This is a genomic window from Streptomyces sp. ATLC9 (assembly GCF_057196705.1).
Genome location: NZ_JBXUOY010000086.1, coordinates 1 through 18,192, shown reverse-complemented (window position 1 = coordinate 18,192; position 18,192 = coordinate 1). Strand labels below are relative to the sequence as shown.

16 protein-coding genes are annotated in these 18,192 nt (G+C 70.1%); 8 read left to right on the top strand and 8 right to left on the bottom strand.

The window, feature by feature from the left end:
• Positions 1-264 precede the first annotated feature (264 nt).
• The 4 genes from AC2CJA_RS12020 to AC2CJA_RS12005 form a co-directional block, all read right to left on the bottom strand.
• Positions 265-1,467, bottom strand: a complete 1,203-nt coding sequence (locus tag AC2CJA_RS12020) for an MFS transporter (RefSeq protein WP_484602667.1) — start codon at positions 1,465-1,467, stop codon at positions 265-267.
• Positions 1,468-1,490: 23 nt separating this feature from the next.
• Positions 1,491-2,777, bottom strand: coding sequence for a preATP grasp domain-containing protein (locus tag AC2CJA_RS12015; RefSeq protein WP_484602666.1), 1,287 nt, complete (start codon positions 2,775-2,777; stop codon positions 1,491-1,493).
• A gap of 53 nt (positions 2,778-2,830) precedes the next feature.
• The gene (locus AC2CJA_RS12010; protein WP_484602665.1) at positions 2,831-3,073 is read right to left on the bottom strand and encodes a hypothetical protein; all 243 of its coding nucleotides are present in this window, start codon (positions 3,071-3,073) and stop codon (positions 2,831-2,833) included.
• A 161-nt stretch (positions 3,074-3,234) separates the two neighbouring features.
• On the bottom strand, positions 3,235-3,963 hold the full coding sequence (locus tag AC2CJA_RS12005; RefSeq protein WP_484602664.1) for a radical SAM protein: 729 nt from the start codon (positions 3,961-3,963) through the stop codon (positions 3,235-3,237).
• A 458-nt stretch (positions 3,964-4,421) separates the two neighbouring features.
• On the opposite strand from AC2CJA_RS12005, the gene AC2CJA_RS12000 reads away from it, so the two are divergent.
• Both AC2CJA_RS12000 and AC2CJA_RS11995 read left to right on the top strand, forming a co-directional pair.
• Positions 4,422-5,381, top strand: coding sequence for a recombinase family protein (locus AC2CJA_RS12000; protein ID WP_484602663.1), 960 nt, complete (start codon positions 4,422-4,424; stop codon positions 5,379-5,381).
• Between the two features lie 66 nt (positions 5,382-5,447).
• On the top strand, positions 5,448-5,570 hold the full coding sequence (locus AC2CJA_RS11995; protein ID WP_484602662.1) for a hypothetical protein: 123 nt from the start codon (positions 5,448-5,450) through the stop codon (positions 5,568-5,570).
• 1,057 nt (positions 5,571-6,627) lie between these two features.
• Here the strand turns inward: AC2CJA_RS11995 and AC2CJA_RS11990 are convergent.
• Positions 6,628-6,975, bottom strand: a complete 348-nt coding sequence (locus AC2CJA_RS11990; RefSeq protein ID WP_484602661.1) for a DUF2530 domain-containing protein — start codon at positions 6,973-6,975, stop codon at positions 6,628-6,630.
• Positions 6,976-7,258: 283 nt separating this feature from the next.
• Between AC2CJA_RS11990 and AC2CJA_RS11985 the strand changes: the two genes are divergently transcribed.
• From AC2CJA_RS11985 to AC2CJA_RS11960, 6 genes are all read left to right on the top strand, one after another.
• Entirely contained in the window at positions 7,259-8,749 is a 1,491-nt protein-coding gene (locus AC2CJA_RS11985) for an NCS2 family permease (RefSeq protein ID WP_484602660.1), read from the top strand.
• Positions 8,750-9,070: 321 nt separating this feature from the next.
• Positions 9,071-9,508, top strand: a complete 438-nt coding sequence (locus AC2CJA_RS11980) for a MarR family winged helix-turn-helix transcriptional regulator (RefSeq protein ID WP_241714666.1) — start codon at positions 9,071-9,073, stop codon at positions 9,506-9,508.
• Positions 9,509-9,537: 29 nt separating this feature from the next.
• A complete protein-coding gene (locus tag AC2CJA_RS11975) occupies positions 9,538-11,115 on the top strand; it encodes an MFS transporter (RefSeq protein ID WP_484602659.1) in 1,578 nt (525 codons plus the stop codon).
• Between the two features lie 27 nt (positions 11,116-11,142).
• Positions 11,143-11,712: an RNA 2',3'-cyclic phosphodiesterase gene (thpR, locus tag AC2CJA_RS11970; RefSeq protein ID WP_484602658.1), complete on the top strand. Its 570-nt coding sequence runs from the start codon at positions 11,143-11,145 to the stop codon at positions 11,710-11,712.
• A gap of 623 nt (positions 11,713-12,335) precedes the next feature.
• Complete coding sequence (locus tag AC2CJA_RS11965; protein WP_484602657.1) at positions 12,336-12,821, top strand: hypothetical protein; 486 nt, start codon at positions 12,336-12,338, stop codon at positions 12,819-12,821.
• Between the two features lie 148 nt (positions 12,822-12,969).
• A complete protein-coding gene (locus tag AC2CJA_RS11960; RefSeq protein ID WP_484602656.1) occupies positions 12,970-13,956 on the top strand; it encodes an aldo/keto reductase in 987 nt (328 codons plus the stop codon).
• Between the two features lie 130 nt (positions 13,957-14,086).
• Here the strand turns inward: AC2CJA_RS11960 and AC2CJA_RS11955 are convergent, their stop codons facing one another.
• The 3 genes from AC2CJA_RS11955 to AC2CJA_RS11945 form a co-directional block, all read right to left on the bottom strand.
• Positions 14,087-15,067 (bottom strand): ATP-grasp domain-containing protein, encoded by a 981-nt coding sequence (locus AC2CJA_RS11955; protein ID WP_484602655.1) that lies wholly within the window; start codon positions 15,065-15,067, stop codon positions 14,087-14,089.
• A complete protein-coding gene (locus tag AC2CJA_RS11950; protein WP_484602654.1) occupies positions 15,064-16,368 on the bottom strand; it encodes an MFS transporter in 1,305 nt (434 codons plus the stop codon). Before AC2CJA_RS11950 ends, AC2CJA_RS11955 begins: the two co-directional genes overlap by 4 nt.
• A gap of 368 nt (positions 16,369-16,736) precedes the next feature.
• On the bottom strand, positions 16,737-17,756 hold the full coding sequence (locus tag AC2CJA_RS11945; protein WP_484602653.1) for an MBL fold metallo-hydrolase: 1,020 nt from the start codon (positions 17,754-17,756) through the stop codon (positions 16,737-16,739).
• Positions 17,757-18,192: the final 436 nt, after the last annotated feature.

The window sequence follows — 18,192 nt, the reverse complement described above, 5'->3', positions numbered from 1 at the left end:
CCTCGCCGACTGCGGCTCGACGGCCTTGACGGTCTCGGTCTCGGTCACGTTCTCACTGGTCATCGATGCATCTTCCTTGCTCAGGAGTTACACCGAACGTTTTACAGTCCCGTCGGCGGCGGCCGGGTCGGCATCCTGAAGGCCACCGTGTCCCGGCGTCGCTGCCAGACGGCCGGATCGTTGACCAGGGTGAGGCGCCGGGCCGCGGGTTGAGAAGGGGATGGGCATGGCGAGCGCCGGGCCCCAGTGCACGGACTCGCTGGGCTACAGCCTCTGCGGCGGCCCGTTGCTCACGCGTTCGGTTTCCTGGGTCATGGGACGGTGCCTCCCGAGGATGGATCCGGCTGTGAGAAGGAACGTGATGCCAGCGGTGATGAGGATGGTGGCGGTGGGGTTGGTCCAGTTGAGCAGAACGCCGGTCGCACCCGCGCTGATGCCGTAGCCCACACCGCTTCCTGCGTACTGGAGTGAATACCCGACGGCGTGCAGGTCCGCAGGTAGGGCTCGCTGCAGCGAGAGATTCCTCGCGATGAGGACTACGGCCTGGAACATGCCTGCGGCCAGCAGCACGACCGCAAGGCCTCCCAGGACGGGCACCGCCGCGGCAGAAACGGCTGAGGCAACGGTCGCCAGCAGGAAGATCGTGCTGTGCCGTTCTGGACTGCCTGGCCAGGTCCGCAGGCCGTACACGAGCCCGCCGGCGATGCTGGCGAGGGCGAATCCGGTCAGCAAGGGCCCGCTGGCGGCGGCCGGGAGTTCCCGCTGCTCAAGCAGCGCCGGGAGGGACAGTTCCACGGTGGCCAGCAAGTACATCGCAGCCGCGCTGGTGAGATAGATCGGCCAAGCTGCGGTGAGCTGTCTCGCTACAGCCTTCAGCCGCACGCCGGTCTCCGGTCTCCCCGTCTTCTCCGGCAGCGCGAAGATGCAGCCCGCTGCCACCAGTGCAGATGCCGCAGCCGTGTAGAACGGGACCGTGGCTGACCACCAGGTAGCTGCGCTGGCGACGAGGGCGGGTGACGCCGCCCACACGGCCATGTTCAGTGAGGATTCCCAGCTGAGCGCTGAATTGAGGTCCTTGGCCGGGACCAGGTCGGCCACCATGGCTCGCAGCGCGCCAGGCACAGCGGCCCCTGCTGCCCCCGCAGAGGCCGCCATGATGACGGTGACTGTGAGCGGGGCATCAGGAAGGACAGCGATCCCGGCGAAGAACACGGCGCTCGCGAGGAGCCCCACAGCGATCTCGCGCCGGTAGGGGCGGTTCCGCAGGCGTGCGCCGAGGAACGGGGCGCCGACGGCTTCGGCCACTGTGTACGCGCCGGCCAGCACCGCGCCACGAGCGTAGTCGCCGGATGCTTCCTTCGCGAGGAAGACGAACGCGAGCGGGGCCATCGCCACCGGTAGTCGGCCAGCTGCGACGGTGAACGACCACAGAACCGTCTGCTTGCCGACAAGGGCGCGGTAGGACATCTTGTGGTTCTTCCCTCGTCTGATCAGTGGTCGGCAGACTGCACGCTCTCGGCCAGGTAGGCATGGAGTTCTGCCTCCAACGCCCGGCACCGCGACCAGGTGGGCGCCAGGACGACGTACTCGACCGTGCCGCTGGCTTCGGTGTCGTCGGAGGCGATCACCACTCCCTCTCGCGCTGCCCTGTCCCAGGCAAGACCGTTGCGTGCCAGGCCGTCGACGAGCGTGGTAAAGGGTGGTGCGGGGACGCTGAACCGGCTCAGAAGCACATGGTCGTCGGCCCAGGTCTTGCCGAGGAGCACTGTGGCGATGGCGTCGAGGTGGGTGCTGCCGCCCAGCCGGGCATTGACCTCGTTGAATCGGACGGTGCCATCGGGCGAGATTACCGCGTCGATGCTCGCCAGGCCCTGGTAGCCGAGGGTCTGCATCAGCCGGGCGAGCCGGAGCGCGCCGTCTGTGAAGATTTTTCTCACGTCGTCGGAAACGTCGGTGAGGGGGAGTTCCAGCCCGGCGAGGACAGGTGGGTCTTCGCCCGTACGCAGGGAGCCCGTGTTGAGGATCTGCGGCTCCTCCGGCGGCAGAGGGCAGCGCACCTCCGCATACACGGAACGGCAGTCAGGAAGGAACTCCTCCACGACGACTTCCCCCATGGGGGCGAAAGTCTCGGCGAGGCCCGCCGCCGTAACGAGTTCGGTCAGGTCGCAGGTGTCCGTGACGTGAAGTGCTTCCATGGCGCCCACCGCGTGGACGTCCTCGTTCGTGGTGATGACGAGATTGCCGTGGCCTCCGACGGCCCGGTCACGCTTCATGATCACGGATCCGGTGCGTGGCAGCAATCGTTTCACAGCGTGCACCAAGTCCCCAGTGGTGCGGCAGGGCATGCCCGCCGGGACAGGGACGCCCGCGCCGGCTGCGAGCGCCCGAAAGACGACCTTGCTGTTGAGGAGCTCGGCGCCGCCTTCGGCAAGGAAGGAGTTGCTCGCGTTGACGTCGTCCAGGCCGATGTGCTGGGCGAAGGTGACCGCGCCGCGGTCGTGTATGTAGGGCTGGTAGTCCAGCGACTCGGCCGTCAGTTCCTGGAGTGCCGCGGACACCTTCGACGTGCGTAGTTCCTGGTGTGTGAGCAACGGTGCGTCGGGGCTGATCACGCGGAGAGTGGCAGGGTCGGTACCCGTGTGGCGCGTCACGTACTCGAGGAAGTCCTGCGTCACAGGCCGGGGGATGACGAGCACGTCGTGATCTCTCAGCAGCCAGGTCAGGCGTTTCATCGCGAAAAGGATGCCGCGGTAGTCCGCTTCTGTGAGCAGGTCCATTCGGTCGACCATGTGCTCCGTGCAGGCATTCCCCAGCCACAGTGTCGGCGGCATCAGACCTCCGCCTTCCCGCCGTCGCTGTCGAGGTACCAGACTTGGAGGAGTCCGTTGTCGTCCACCCGCGCGGAGGCCGGCAGCTGCCAGTCCGGCGCCCAGCGAAGCCTGTCGTTGTAGGAGTAGCCCGTCTGCACGAGCACGCGGCTGCCGTCCCGGTCGACGAGAGAGCCCTCGTAGAGGGCGACCTTGCCGACGTCCGTCATGAGTGCGTAGTGGGGCTTGGCCCGTCCAGAGGTCATCCCGGACACGGTCAGCTGCCGGAAGAGGTCAAGCCCTCGCGCGATTGAGGTTCTGTGGTGGTCCATGCCACGGATGGGCACGCAATGGAACAGGTGGTGCGCCTCGATGTCCAGGTACCGAAGTTCGTCGTAGAGGCTGACAAGGGTATCGATGTCGTCGTTCACGTCACGGAGCAGGACAGTCTGGTCATAGATGCGGGCACCAGCTTCCTGCAGCTTGGCGTAGGCCTCGCGGACCTCGGGAAACAGCTCGCCCGGGTGGTTGATGTGGGTGGCGATCTCCACTCGGAACGTCGAACGGCGGCGGGGCGGAGGGCTCGTGCCATGCGTTCGTCGACGCGCTTGGGGTCCTGCATCGGTACCCGGGTACCGATGCGTACGACTTCGACCTGGGGAGCGTGCTGCTCGATCGCGTCGAGGAGAAACTCCAGCCGGTCGACGAGGATCAGAGGGTCGCCTCCGGTGATGAGTACCTCACGCACGTCGGAGTTTTCCGGAGCTAAGCCGCAGTAGCGGGCGATACGTGCTAAATCGTCGTTTCTCAGAGTCTTGGTGTCGTACTGTCCGCGGATGCACCAGCGGCAGTGGGCGGCACAGATGGTGGTGGGCTCGACCAACAAGGTCCGGCGGTACAGCTTCTCGACGCCCCTGAGCTCCTCACCTTCAAAGGTGGGGTGCAGCTCGGACTCGTAGTGCCGGGCGACTTCGTGAGCCCGGCTGACATTCTCCGAGGGGTCGGCGACGTACTGAAGGTCCAGGAACGAGAGTTCAGCACTGCTCCCCCTCTCGGCCATCTTCTGTCGCAGGTACGGAGATATCTTCTCAGCGAAGACGCCGTCTTTCGCTCCAGCCAAGGGATTCTCCTCCACATATGCGGTCGCACAGCGCATAGCTGCGCACCAGGACGGTGGCCTGGGACGATGCAGATCGTGCCTCGCCCCACATACCCAGGCTGACTCAATCACCGCGGCGCCCCAAGTGACTCCTCGGCCATACTCACCAGGCACATGCTGTCTGATTAGTCATCTTTGCCATTACATGATTCAGAGGGGCAACGTCTTCCCCCAGGCACGATAACCACCCGACTCCCATGGATCTGAGGAACACCGCCAGAGGCCCTCCGCAGGTTGCCCGGATGAGGCCCGCCGGCCAGCAGTGATCTTCACCGAAGACAGGTAAGGACCGAACTGCACGTGCAGTTACTCTCACAAACGTTCCTTTGCGCGAGCAAGATCAGAAACGGGCCGCCGGAGCCCCGCCAGACCCGGATTCGTTCGCAGAACCCGTTCTCACTCAAATGCGGGACGGACCGCCTTCTGAGACTTGCATTGTGCGAAAGTCCGGGCCCATGACGGACCCTCAGCAGCCTTCCCCGTCCGACCGGTCGGACGCCGACGATGTCGAACAGCACGCCTGTCCGAAGTGTGACGCACAGCCCGGTTCACCCTGCCGCTCGCGCGGCGGCGCGGTCGCCTCCGCCTACCACACGCGCCGCTTCACCATGGTGCCCCGGCTGAAGAAGGCGCTGCGGGTGCCGACCCCGGCCGACCGCGGACCGGACCTGCCGAGCGCGGACATCCGCATCGGCTACGCGCGCTGCTCGACCCTCGGGCAGGAACTCGACTCCCAGCTCGACGCGCTCAGCAAGCACGGCATCCCCAGGGACAAGATCTTCAGCGAGAAGATCAGCACCCGGGTGCGGGTCCGTCCCCGCTTCGAGGAGGCGTTGAGGACGGCGCGGGAGGTCAAGGCGCACGCCCCGCACTGCCGCGTCATCTTCACCGTGTACGAGATGAAGCGCCTCGGCCGCGACGCCGCCGAACTCACCGCGCTCGCTGATCACCTCACCGCCCACGGCCTCATCCTGGAGATGCTCGCTGGGCCCCTGCCCGGGATCTACGACCCCACCGGGCCAGGAAAGCTGCTGTTCGCGTTCTTCGCCGCGATGGCGGAGACCGAGCGGGAGAACATCCGCGAGTCCACGCTCGAAGGGCTCGACACCGCAGCCCGCAAGGGCAAGCACGGCGGCCGGCCCCCGGTCATCACCGACGACATGCTCCACACCGTGCTCCGACGCAGGGCGAACGGCGAGTCCGTCGAGCAGATCCAGCCCGACCTGATCATCCCCACCGGCAAACGCAAGGGACAGAACCCCTCCGTCGCCAGCATCTACCGGGCGCTCGCCGAACACGAGAAGCGGGCGGCGTACCCGGAAGCCATCGAACAGGCCCACGCCGACTTCGCCGCCCTCACCGGCAGCGAGGTTCCTGAACCTCGCACAGAAGCCAAGGCCCTAACAACACACTGAGTTACTTGTCACTTCGCGGCAGCTTCGGGAGAACAGGGCCGCATCAGGAGCGGCGAGGCCGGGGCGGTGCTCACGGCGTGGCGCTCGATGGTCTCGCCCGTTCCGCAGGAGTACGACGAGGTGGCGCGTGAGATCGAGAAGGCGGGAGGCTTTCTGGAACTCGCGCGGATGAACGGGGGCACGGCATGACCTTCGCCCCGGCCACGGCGCGTACGTGGTGCGATGCATGGCCGCTCGTCGCGCAGACGGACGACGGGAACCAGTGGGTGGCCGGCGCCTGTTGGTTGTACTGCCGACGGGAGGCGTGCGCGTGCTGTGGGTCGGGTCCGTGACCACGCCCGGTACGACGGGCGACGTGTACGCGTGCGGCCCGTGCATCGCGGAGCTCGACTGTGCGGGCGGTCGTCGTCGGCGAACAGGTGTTCAGCGCCCGGATCACCGCGCCGCCCGGGGTCGTGGACTGGAGAGCCGAGTACCGGAATCTCACCTATGAACCGGTCGCATGTCCGGAGGACATGCGCGGAGCGCTGGTGCGGTTCCTCGCCGATTTCGGCCTGAACTTCGGTGCCTTCGACTTCGCCGTCACCGTGGACGGGGCGTGGTGGTTCCTGGAGCGCAACCCCCAATGGCCAGTGGGCGTGGCTCGAAGATGCGGCCGGACTGCCGATCACACACGCAATCGCAGATCTGTTGGAGAACGGAGTGAGCCCGGCATGACTGATCCCCTGCGTTCGGAACACCTGCGGGCCGTTCTCGCGCGGCGCCTGTCCGAGTCCGGTGTCCTGCTCAGCCCCGAATGGGAGGCGGCCGTCATGTCGGTGCCCCGCGAGGCGTTCCTGGCGCGCGGCTGGTTCGAGTACGAGGACGGCGGCTGGTACCGCCCTGTGGTCGGGGACTCCGAGGAGGGGATCGCGCGGATCTACGAGGACGACACCCTTGTGACGCAGGTGGCCGGAGGGGTCTTCCCCGATCAGGTCGAGGGGCGGATCGCCGCGGCCCCGTCGTCCTCGTCCACCCTGCCGAGTCTGGTCGTGCGGATGCTTGAGGCCCTGCGGGCGGCCGAGGGGACGCGCGTCCTTGAGATCGCGCCCCGTACTGCCTCAGCACGTTCCGCCATGCCCCAGGCACTACGAGGCGGACGCGCCCTCGCGCGCGGTCCGCGGCACGGGTGCGGGTGCGGGTGTGACGAGGGAGAAACCAGGGAAGGCTGTACGGCTTCCGCCGAGGCGGAGCACCCGGCCGAGGGTCACTCGGCGGGGGCGGGGCCCTCCGGAGCGGGGCCCGCGCCTGCGCCCGCGCCGGATTCCGTGCCGGGTCCGGGGTCCGCCCCGGTCTCCCGTGCGAGGCGTTCGCGGCGCAGCGCCGCCTCGCGGCGGCGGACGAACCAGATGCCGTAGAGGCCCAGGACACCGCCGGCCAGGCAGGTCCACAGCCACCAGGTGCGGTCGTGTTCGTCGAACCAGCCGTAGAAGGGGAGCTGGACCAGGAAGAGCGTGAACCAGATGACCGTGCCGCCCACGACGGTGGCGACGACGTTGCCCTCCAGGGGTTCGGGTGCCTCACGCTCGCCGCTCGTCCACCTGCTCCAGCCCATGGCCTGGCCCTCTCGCTTCCCGTCACCCCGTCGCCCGTCCGTGCCGCGGCGTTCCGCACCAGCGTAACGAGGAGGGGGAACGGGGCCGATCCGGGAGCGGCGTCCGGGTGGCGGCGGGGCGGGGGGGCGTGTGGGGAGCGTCACGGCCGTGCCCGGGGAATGCCCCCGCCCGCGGATGGCCTTTTCCACAGTAGTGCGTTCATACTGAAAGCATCCTGGATTGGCTGGTTCCTGTTGGAGGAACCTCCGAAACCGTTCCCGAACCGCCCAGTGAAGGTCACGCATGCCCGCTCCGGCCACCGACACCCCGGCCACGCCAGACACCCCCGGCACCCCCGGCAGCGAAACCGGGACCCGGCCGCCGGGGGGCGGCCTCGACCGCTTCTTCAGGATCTCCGAGCGGGGCTCGAGCGTGGGCCGCGAGCTGCGCGGCGGACTCGCCACCTTCTTCGCGATGGCCTACATCATCGTGCTGAACCCGATCATCCTGGGCGCGGGCACGGACAAGTTCGGCCAGCAGCTCGACAACGCCCAGCTCGTCACCGCCACCGCGCTGATGGCCGGTCTCACCACCATCCTGATGGGCGTCATCGGCAACGTGCCCATCGCGCTGGCCGCCGGGCTCGGCATCAACGCCGTGGTCTCCCTCCAGCTCGCACCGCAGATGAGCTGGCCCGACGCCATGGGCATGGTGGTCCTGGCCGGGCTGGTGCTGATGCTGCTGGTCGCCTCCGGACTGCGCGAACGCGTCATGGACGCCATCCCCGGCGGACTGCGCCGGGCCATCGCCATCGGCATCGGCCTGTTCATCACCCTCATCGGCCTGGTGGACTCCGGATTCGTCACCCGCAACCCCGACGCCGCGCACACCACCGTGCCGCTCGGCCTCGGACAGGGCGGCCACCTGACCGGCTGGCCGGTGCTCGTCTTCGTCCTCGGCCTGGCCCTCACCTTCGTCCTGGTCATCAGGAGGACCAAGGGCGCGATCCTGATCAGCATCGTCGTGATGACCGTGGTCGCCGTGGTGATCAACGCGGTCGCCGACGTCCCCGGCGCGGCCTGGGGCCTGGCCGTTCCGGACGTGCCCGGGAGTATCGTGAGCACCCCGGACTTCGGCCTGATCGGCGAGGTCAGCCTCTTCGGCGGCTTCGCGGAGGTCGGTGTGCTGACCGGCTCGCTGTTCGTCTTCACCGTGCTGCTGTCCGGTTTCTTCGACGCGATGGGCACCATCATCGGCGTCGGCCACGAGGCGAGGCTGACCGACGAGCAGGGCCGGCTGCCGGGCATGGGCCGCATCCTGATGACGGACGGCGTCGCGGTGGCGGGCGGCGGCTTCGGCTCCTGCTCGGCCAACACCTGTTTCGTGGAGTCCACCGCCGGTGTCGGCGAGGGGGCCCGTACCGGCCTGGCGAACATCATGACCGGCGCGCTGTTCCTGCTGGCCCTGGTCTTCACGCCGCTGGCCACCGTGGTGCCCTCGCACGCGGCGACCCCGGCGCTGGTCGTGGTCGGCTTCCTGATCATGGCCTCGAACGTGCGGGAGATCGACTGGAGCGACCAGACCGTCGCCGTCCCGGCGTTCCTGACGCTGATCTCCATGCCGTTCACCTACAGCATCACCAACGGCATCGGCATCGGCGTGCTCTCCTACATCCTGCTGCGCACCGCCACCGGGCGCTTCCGCGAGATCCCGTGGCTGCTGAACGCCGTCGGTGCCTGCTTCCTGGTCTACTTCCTGCTGGACCCGATACAGCAGGCGCTCGGGATCGGGTGACGGGGCAGGGGCCGGGACTCCGCCCGCGCGGAGGCGTTCCGTCTCGTCCGCGGACGGGGTGAGGCGCTCGTCGAAGCCGACACGGACGGGCGTCCGGGGCCATGCGGTCCCAGGCGCCCGTTCCGCGTTCCGCGGTACGGCGGCGGAGCCGTTCGAGCAGCGCACCGTCCATCCGTGGGCTCCATGGGGAGGCGGTGGCGGGGTAGACGGGGGAGTGTGTCGGTCTTCCTTGCCGGCCCACCCGTACGGGTGAGCAAGGACACGTCCTCCGCGCCCTTGGGAACCGCTCCTTAGGAGAAGTAATGAGTTAGGCTAATGAATATGCCGGACCTGACCCAGGGCGAGGACGCCGAAGCCGTCAGCGCCCTCCGCTCCGCCACGATGCGCCTGGCGCGCCGCCTCAAGCACCAGCGCGTCGACGAGTCGCTGAGCCCGGCCGAGATGTCGGTCCTGGGCACCCTCGCGCGCTGCGGCTCCGCCACGCCCGGTGAGCTGGCGCGCAAGGAGCACGTGCAGCCGCCGTCGATGACCCGCATCGTGGCGATGCTGGAGGCCAAGGGGCTCGTCCGGCTGGAACCGCACAGGGACGACCGCCGCCAGAAGGTGGTCACCCAGACCGAGCAGGCCGAGGCGATGTTCGCCGCGAGCCGCACCAAGCGCGACGCCTGGCTCGCCGAACTCGCCGGGCGGCTCGACGAGGACGAGTGGGCGCGGCTGCGCGCGGCGGCCCCCGTCCTGGAGAAGCTCGCGCAACTGTAAGGAGCAGTGCCACGAGGAGGCGAAACCGATTGAGTCCGGGACCCGGAGCACACTCCGCACCCGCACCCGACGAGAACCCGAACGACCCCGCCGAGGCCGGGGAGCCCGCCGACGGGGCGGAGAGCACGAAGCCCGCGAGGAACGCGAAGCCCTCGACGTTCAGCTCGTTGCGCATCCGCAACTACCGGCTGTTCGCCGCGGGGCAGCTCGTCTCCAACACCGGCACCTGGATGCAGCGCATCGCCCAGGACTGGCTGGTCCTCAGCCTCACCGGATCCGCGGCGGCCGTCGGCATCACCACGGCGCTGCAGTTCCTCCCCATGATGCTGCTGGGGCTGTACGGCGGCGTCATCGCCGACCGCTACCCCAAGCACAGGCTGCTGCTGATCACCCAGACGGCGATGGGCCTGACCGGACTCGCGCTCGCCGCGCTGACCCTCAGCGGGCACGTCCACGTCTGGCACGTCTACGCCCTCGCCCTCGTCCTGGGACTGGCGACGGTCGTGGACAACCCCGCCCGGCAGACCTTCGTCTCGGAGCTGGTCGGCCCCGACCAGCTCGCCAACGCCGTCTCCCTCAACAGCGCCAACTTCCAGTCCGCCCGCCTGGTCGGCCCGGCCGTCGCCGGTGTGCTGATCACGGCCGTGGGCAGCGGCTGGGCGTTCCTGCTCAACGGGCTGTCGTTCATCGCGCCGATCACCGCCCTGCTGATGATGCGCACCGCCGAGCTGCACGTCATCGAGCGCGCCCCGCGCGCCAAGGGCCAGCTCCGCGAGGGCCTGCGGTACGTCGCGAGCCGGCCGGAGCTGATCTGGCCGATCACGCTCGTCGGCTTCGTCGGCACCTTCGCCTACAACTTCCCCATCTGGCTCACCGCCTTCACCGACAAGGTCTTCGACGAGGGCGCGGGCACCTACGGCCTGCTCAACAGCCTGATGGCCGTCGGCTCGGTCGTCGGCGCGCTGCTGGCCGCCCGGCGCGGCGTGAGCCGGATGCGGGTGATGGTCGGCGCCGCGCTGCTCTTCGGCGTGCTGGAGATGACCGCGGCCCTCTCCCCGTCGTTCTGGGTCTTCGCCCTGCTGATGGCGCCCATCGGCGCGGTGGGCCTGACCTTCAACGTCACCGCCAACTCCACCGTCCAGCTCGCCTCCGATCCGGCGATGCGCGGCCGGGTGATGAGCCTGTACATGATGGTGTTCATGGGCGGCACCCCGTTCGGCGCTCCGCTGATGGGCTGGATCACCGACACCTACGGCGCCCGCGTCGGCTTCCTGGCCGGCGGCCTGGTCTCGGCCGCGGCCGCCGTCGCCACCGCCCTGGTGCTGGCCCGGATCGGCGGGCTGCGCCCGAGGGTGGGCCTGCGCCGTGGACGCCGGGGCCTGACGTTCGTCCCGGTGGCGCGGGGCGTACGGGCGGCCGGAGCGGCCGGAGTGGCGGGCCCGGAGGGGCCGGAGGGCATAGCCGGGGACGGCCCGGCCCCGCAGGACCGCACCCCGGTCTCCCCGCGCCGGACCGTCCCCGCCGCCGCCCCGGCCACCGCGCCCCCCAGCGCCCCGGCCTCCGCACCGGGCGAGGAGCGGGACCACCGCAGGGACGTGCTCGCGTGAGCGGCCCGCTCGCGTGAGACTCTCCCCATGAGGCTTTTCACCGCCGTGCTGCCGCCGCCCACCGCCGTCGCGGAACTCGGCGAGGAGGTGGAGCGGCTGCGGGGGCTGCCCGGCGCGGACCGGCTGCGCTGGGCCCTCCCCGAGGGCTGGCACTTCACGCTCGCCTTCCTGGGCGAGGTGGACGACGACCTCCTGCCCGCGCTGTGCGAGCGCCTGGAGCGCGCCGCCCACCGCCACCACCCCTTCGAGGTGCGGCTGGCCGGGGGCGGCCGGTTCGGCGACCGGGTGCTGTGGGCCGGGGTGGACGACGGCCGCGAGCCGCTGCGGCGGCTGGCCGCCTCCGTCACGGCGGGCATCAACCGGGCCGGGGTGCCGACCGATGACCGCCCCTACAAGCCGCATCTGACCCTGGCCCGCGCCGGCCGCCGCGGACCGGGCTCCGGCCTGCGCCCCCTGGCGTCGGCCCTGGAGGGTTTCGAGGGGAGCCTCTGGAGGGCCGAGGAGCTGGCCCTCGTACGCAGCCGGCTGCCCCGCTCCGGGACGCCGGGGGAGCACCCCCGCTACGAGACGTCGGCGGCCTGGCCGCTGGGCCGCTGACGGGCCGCCGGCCGGCCGGGCGGGCTACCGTTGGGGCGTGGACCCGAAGACCCGTACCCGCATCGTCAGCGGGGCCCTGGTGCTCATGCTCGTCGTGGTGATGCTGGCGGCCCTCATCGGCTGAGCAGGCCGCCGGGCCCGCCGCCGGTTTCCTCCCCGGGATGTGCGAGCGCCCCGCGGGGCTTTCCGGCGGTGCGTGCCCGGCCACGGCGAGGAGGAGAGAGGCGGAAAGCCTCGGCGGGACCGTGGCGGCCGCGACGTCGGGGTGCCCGGCGGATATCACGGGCCGGGCCCCCTCCCACCGGCGTCCTCCCGGCGTGCTCCCGGGCTGTCCCCGTTTCGTCGGGGGCTCGGAGCAGGGGAGACCTCTTGAGGATAGGGTCTCAGAAGGTTGCGATAAGATGATTTAAATTTTTTTCCGTCGGGCGATAATCCGCCATTATTCGCGGAGGTGGAGTGATTTTCCTCGCGGTGTCGACCGAGGGAAAACATTTCTCCTGAAGATTTCCCGATGTCTTGTTCTTTTCTCCTGGTAAGGGCGTCGGATTCGGTTCCCCGACTCCTGGGGAGTTCGGTTCTCGGGCGCTTCACTCCGAAGTGCCGACCGTATCGAGGAGGTTCTCGTGAGCAGGAGCTTCAGCCGTCTGGCCCTCGCCGTCACAGCGGTCACGCTGATGACCGGCGGAACCACCGCCGTCGCCGTGGCGGCCCCCGCCCCCGCGGCGCAGCAGCAGTCGCGGACGGCCCAGGTGCCCGGCGAGTCCGGGACGACGGCCGACGCACACTTCGGCAAGGGCACGGAGTTCTGCAGGAACCAGGCACTGACCTCGGGGAACGGAAGGGCCGTGCTGCGGGTGCAGGAGGACGGCAACTTCGTTCTGTACAAGGACGGCCGCCCGGTGTGGCAGGCGCCGAACGCCTGGCCCAACGGCAACTGCGCCGTCTTCCAGGAGGACGGCAACTTCGTGCTCTACGACATCAGCGGCAGGCCGCTGTGGCACTCCAACACCTGGAGCCGGGGCGAGACCCTCGCGGTCCAGGACGACGGCAACGTCGTCGTCTACGACCGCAACGGCGTCCCGGTGTGGGCGACGAACACCGGAGACTGAGTCACCGGACCCGCAGGACCGCACGGGAGCTGTCGGCCGCCCGGCCCGCGGTGACCGGCGGGCCGTCCGGCGGGGCGCGGGGCCGGAGCCCGGCGGGGGCCGTTTCGCGCTTGCCTGAAGCGGGCTCGAAGCAGTTGGCTTGTGGCTCATGAGGTACACGCAGCTCGGACGTACAGGACTCAAGGTCAGCCGGCTCGTTCTCGGCACGATGAACTTCGGTCCGCAGACAGACGAATCAACCAGCCACGGCATCATGGACGCCGCTCTCGACGCGGGTCTGAACTTTCTGGATACGGCCAACGTCTACGGCTGGGGCGAGGACAAGGGCCGCACCGAGGAGATCATCGGCAACTGGTTCGCCAAGGGCGGCGACCGCCGCGACAAGGTGGTCCTCGCCACCAAGGTCTACGGCAACATGGCGGCCACGGACGGCGAGGTCTGGCCCAACCACGACAAGCTCTCCGCGGTGAACATCCGCCGCGCCGTCGACGCCAGCCTGAAGCGGCTGCGCACCGACCACATCGACCTGTACCAGTTCCACCACGTCGACCGGAACACGCCGTGGGAGGAGATCTGGCAGGCGATGGACGTCCTGGTCCAGCAGGGCAAGGTCCTGTACGTCGGGTCGTCCAACTTCGCCGGCTGGCACATCGCCCGGGCCAACGAGGCCGCCGCCCGCACCGGCCGCCTCGGTCTGGTCAGCGAGCAGTGCAAGTACAGCCTCGTCGAGCGCCGCGCCGAGATGGAGGTCATCCCGGCGGCGCGCGGCTACGGCCTCGGCGTCATCCCGTGGTCCCCGCTGGGCGGGGGGCTGCTGGGCGGCGTGCTCCGCAAGGAGCGGGAGAATCCCGAGCGGCGTTCGTCGCAGGCGCTGGCGAACAACCCCGGACTGCGCGACCAGGTCCAGGCGTACGAGGACCTGCTGGACGAGCACGGTCTGGAGCCCGGCGAGGTGGCCCTGGCCTGGCACCTGGCCCAGCCCGGCATCACCGGCCCGATCATCGGCCCGCGCACGCGTGAGCAGCTCGACTCGGCGCTGCGCGCGGTGGAGCTGGAGCTGGGCGAGGAACTGCTGGCGTCGCTGGACGAGATCTTCCCCGGCCCCGGACCGTCTCCCGAGGCCTTCGCGTGGTGAGGTGACGGACCTGTTCCGGGGCCGCCGTCTTCCGCTCGGTTTCCGAGATGAGCGGGAGGCGGCGGCCCCGCCGTCTCCGCCCCGGGCCCGGGGCGGCTGCCGAGCGGCGCCGGGAGCGGTGTTCCGCGCGTCACAGCGGACGGCGCGCCCCTTCGCCGAGGCGACCGCGTATGTACTGGACCAGGGCGTCCGCGACGCGCCGCCGGTCCGGTTCGGGCAGGTCCTCGTAGGCGGCCGAGACGGTCATCCACTCGTTGAACACATGGCCGTCCCCGGTGAGCAGCCAGTCCACGCACAGGTAGTCCGATTCCAGACTCCGGGCCAGCCGCTCACTCGACTCGACCACGTCGGCCGGTGGCTCGTATCCGGAACCGCTTCCCCCCTGGCTCACGTTGGCCAGGTACGACTTCCCGGCCGGCTCGCGCAGCAGCGCGGCGATCACCCTGCCCTCGTGCACGTAGACCCGCACGTCGCCGTCGTTGGGCACGTGGGGCTGGATCAGGCAGCCCAGCCCGCCGGGCGTCAGCAGGTCTATCGTGGAGGAGAGGTGCTGGGGGGTGTCGGCCTTGAGCACTCCGAAACCCATGGCCATGGAGCGCGGCTTCACCACGTACGGCCCGGCCGGCAGCTCCGTGCGCACGGCCTCCAGAGCGCGCCGGGCGTAGCGTCCGAAGGGAACCGAGACGGTGGGCGGCACGGGGACGCCCAGCGCGGCCGCGTGGTGGTACATCGCCAGCTTGTCGAGGCCGAGGACCTCGGGATCCCGGGTCCCGTCGGTGAGGAGGACGCAGTCGGAGGCCCTGATGGTCCGCGTGATGGCCTCGATGTGCCTGGTGATGGCCGGATCCCAGGACCAGGAGGTGACGAGGAACCCCGCGTACTCGGCGAGCAGGTCCTCCTTCTCCCACAGCAGGCGCGGGGAGCCGTTCCATGCCGGGACGATGTCGCAGGAGTGGGCGATGCGCACGTCGAAGCCCGCCGCGCGCAGCATGTCGACGCGCTCGGAGCCTCTGCGCCGCAGCCGCTCCTGCAGGTGCGGGTCGTAGTTGTCGGGGGTGGTGATCCACACCAGCTTCGGCGGCACGGAGGGTTCGGCGAGGTTGTCGTTCACAGGACTTCCTTGGTGACGGAGGAGCCGGAGTCGGACGAGGGCCGCGCGAGCACGCGCATACCGCGCAGCGGGGAGCAGAGGAGCCAGAGCGAGGCGAGGGCCGTCCCGACGGCTCCCGCCCAGACGGCGGACCGGGCGCCGTGGAACTCCGCGAGGACACCTCCCAGGAGCATGCCCAGCGGGCGCGCCCCCCAGGCGAAGAAGCGAACCGTCGCGTTCACCCGGCCCAGCAGGTTCGTGGGCACCGTTCGCTGGCGGTAACTCACCTGTGCGACGTTGTAGACGACCAGCCCCGCCGCGAAGGCGAACTGCGCGCACACCACGAACGCGAGCCGTGCCCCGGACTCCGCCAGCCCCGCCAGCAGGGTGCACGGGGCGGTCAGGGTCACGCTCAGGACGACGGCACGTCCGTCACCGAACCGTTCGACGATGGGCCGTACCACCATGGTCGCGCACAGGCCCCCCACGCCCCCCGCCGTGAACAGGAGCCCGATGGTGACGGCGGACACCCCCAGGTCCTGGGCCAGCAGGACCAGGAGCATGCCGTAGCCCATGCTCCAGCAGAACGTCATGGTCGTGGAACAGGCCACCAGCCAGCGGAGTACCGGGTGGTCCCACAGGTACCGGACGCCCTGCAGGACCGAGCGGCCGAGGGGCTCACGCGGCCCGCGGTCGACCGTCTCGGGCCGCCGGTCCTCGATGCGTGCCACGCAGAGGGCCGAGCCCACATAGGCGAACGCCGACACCACCACGGCCAGCGGCGCCGTGATGGCCTGCACGATCAGGCCGGCGACGCCGGGCCCGGCCACCGCGGCCGTCTGGTCCACGACGACCAGGCGCGAGTTGGCCGTCACCAGCCCCTCGGGGCCGACCAGATGGGGAAGGTAGCTCTGATCGGCGACGTCGAAGAAGACGGTGGCGAGGCCCACCACGAACGCGACCGCGCACACATGGGCGACGGTGAGCGCGTCCAGCACCCACAGGACGGGCACCGCGGTGAGTACCGCGGCCCGGACGAGGTCGGCCACGATCATGGTCGGACGCTTGCGCATCCGGTCGACCCAGACGCCGACGGGCAGTCCGATCAGGAGGAAGGCGACCGTCTGCGAGGCGGACACCAGACTCACCTGAAAGGGCGTGGCCCGCAGGCTGGTCGCCGCGAGCAGTGGCATCGCGAGGTTCAGCACCACGAATCCGGCCTGGCTCAGCGAGTGCGCGAACAGCAGCTGGCGGAGACCCGGGAATCGCCCGGGCGGCCGGGCCGTTCGGGGCACACCGCTGCGGAACTTGCTGAACTGCATGGCACCGCCGTGAAGTCGTGTGGGGGTCAGGCACCGCGGAGGGGGAGGCGTCGGGACGTGCAGAAGCTATGCGTCCCACGCCTGCCCCGCAACGTTCCCGCGAGGCGGTGCGCTGAGCTGTTCCCGGCGTTCACGCAGGTCATCGCCCTGGAGCGAGTGCCGTGCGGCGCTGCGAGCCCGGCGAAGCGAGAGCCGGCGGAGAGTCCGGCAAGAGCCTGCCCGCGAGCACCTCCGTGTCCCGGGGACCGTCGCCCGGCGAAGCGGCGGAACGGGAGGGGACCGATCCGGTGGTGTGCCCGGCGGAGGGGGACGGGTGAATCCGCCGACCGGGGCCCGCCGGTCACAGCGGGCCGGACGCCGCCCGCCCGTCAGCCCCCGGCCGGGGCGGTCAGGCCGAAGGGACGCAGCGGGGCGGGGTCGACGACCCTCGTCCCCCGCGCCCCGCGCGCCGCCGCCGCGTTCTCCAGCGTGACGGCGGCCGCGGAACGGCCGGTGCTCTCACCCGTCCGCTGCGCGGCGCCCGCCCCGAGGAGCGGGGAGACCATGTCGTCGTGGTGGCTCGGCAACAGTACCGCCGGTTCGCCCAGCGCGTTCTGCAGCCGGTCCAGGTACCGGTGGACGGCGCTGTGCGAGGTCATGCCCACGATGGCGACGTCCGGTCGCAGGCCGGTGAGTTCCCGCTCGGCGAGGTTGCTGGTGCCGGAGAGGTAGACCGACGGCCCGCCGTCGAAGGACACCACATAGGCCAGGGTCAGGCCCTCGACCAGATCCCCGATCGTCCGCGGCGTCCGGGGCGGACTGGTGTGCGTTCCGGGCGCGAAGTAGCCGTGGTCGCCGGACTGGCTGTGCAGACTGCGCAGCACCTCGACGGTGAAGCCGGGAAACCGCAGGTACTCCCCGCCCCGGACCCGGATCACATCGGCCAGCCTGCGGTCCGGGGTGCCCATGGCGGCGAGCAGGTGGTGGGACGTCTCGTCGCACAGGGTGCGGATCCGGTGCCCGTCCCACTCCCGGTGGGCCAGCAGCTGCGGCACGTCCGCCAGGTGGTCGAAGTGCCCGTGGCTGACCAGGATCAGGGCCGGAGGACCCGAGAGGTTGCGATCCGCCACGGCCGCGACGGTCCTCGGGTCCCGCCGCAGGGGGAGCGACGGGTCGAGGGACCCGTCGGACGCCTGGAAGGGCATACGGCTCAGGTAGGGGTCGAAGAGCAACCTGATGCCGCCGAAACCGAGCTCCCAGCCGGCCACCCCGAGCCACTGGAGGAACAGCCCCTCCAGGGAGGGGCGCCGGGCGTGGGCGCCGACCTGTTTCGGCTCGCTTCGCCCCATCAGCCCCGACGAGCCGATCGCCACCGCGCTCCCGAGGATCATCCGCCGTCGCCGCTGCACACACCCTCCTTGATGACAACCTGGAACCGAGAAGGTACACAGAGTGCGATGGGGGGCTATGGTTTCCGGTCATATGCGGCGCAGAACGAGAAGGGCACACCACCTCCTCATAAATCCTGAAATACATCCACGCGGCCCGGTTTTCCCGCTGGTCCCACGGGCGACGGGACGCGCTCGCGGCCCGATTCGAAGCCCGGGGTTCGAACAGGAATCGGCGTGAGGTGCGGTGTATGTGCCGGGGTGGTGCGCGGGAAGCACGCCTCTGGCCGCGACTCGGGCCGTCGAATGACCGAAAAGGTACTGGCCTTCGCTCCAGCCGTCCTCGGGGAGAGAGGGCTGCCGCGGTGTTGCGTGTCGCTCCGCGCGGTCGCCCGCCGGCCACCGGCCACCGGCGGGCGCCGTGCCGGCCCACCCTTCGGGCGGGTGCGCCGGAGGT

Excerpts from the sequence above, each read along its gene's own strand:
- AC2CJA_RS12000 (WP_484602663.1), top strand. The coding sequence starts at position 4,422 with ATGACGGACCCTCAGCAGCCTTCCCCGTCCGACCGGTCGGACGCCGAC.
- AC2CJA_RS12020 (WP_484602667.1), bottom strand. The coding sequence starts at position 1,467 with ATGTCCTACCGCGCCCTTGTCGGCAAGCAGACGGTTCTGTGGTCGTTC.
- AC2CJA_RS11950 (WP_484602654.1), bottom strand. The coding sequence starts at position 16,368 with ATGCAGTTCAGCAAGTTCCGCAGCGGTGTGCCCCGAACGGCCCGGCCG.
- thpR (WP_484602658.1), top strand. The coding sequence starts at position 11,143 with ATGAGGCTTTTCACCGCCGTGCTGCCGCCGCCCACCGCCGTCGCGGAA.
- AC2CJA_RS12005 (WP_484602664.1), bottom strand. The coding sequence starts at position 3,963 with ATGCGCTGTGCGACCGCATATGTGGAGGAGAATCCCTTGGCTGGAGCG.
- AC2CJA_RS11960 (WP_484602656.1), top strand. The coding sequence starts at position 12,970 with ATGAGGTACACGCAGCTCGGACGTACAGGACTCAAGGTCAGCCGGCTC.
- AC2CJA_RS12010 (WP_484602665.1), bottom strand. The coding sequence starts at position 3,073 with ATGACCTCTGGACGGGCCAAGCCCCACTACGCACTCATGACGGACGTC.
- AC2CJA_RS11980 (WP_241714666.1), top strand. The coding sequence starts at position 9,071 with ATGCCGGACCTGACCCAGGGCGAGGACGCCGAAGCCGTCAGCGCCCTC.
- AC2CJA_RS11985 (WP_484602660.1), top strand. The coding sequence starts at position 7,259 with ATGCCCGCTCCGGCCACCGACACCCCGGCCACGCCAGACACCCCCGGC.
- AC2CJA_RS11990 (WP_484602661.1), bottom strand. The coding sequence starts at position 6,975 with ATGGGCTGGAGCAGGTGGACGAGCGGCGAGCGTGAGGCACCCGAACCC.
- AC2CJA_RS12015 (WP_484602666.1), bottom strand. The coding sequence starts at position 2,777 with ATGGACCTGCTCACAGAAGCGGACTACCGCGGCATCCTTTTCGCGATG.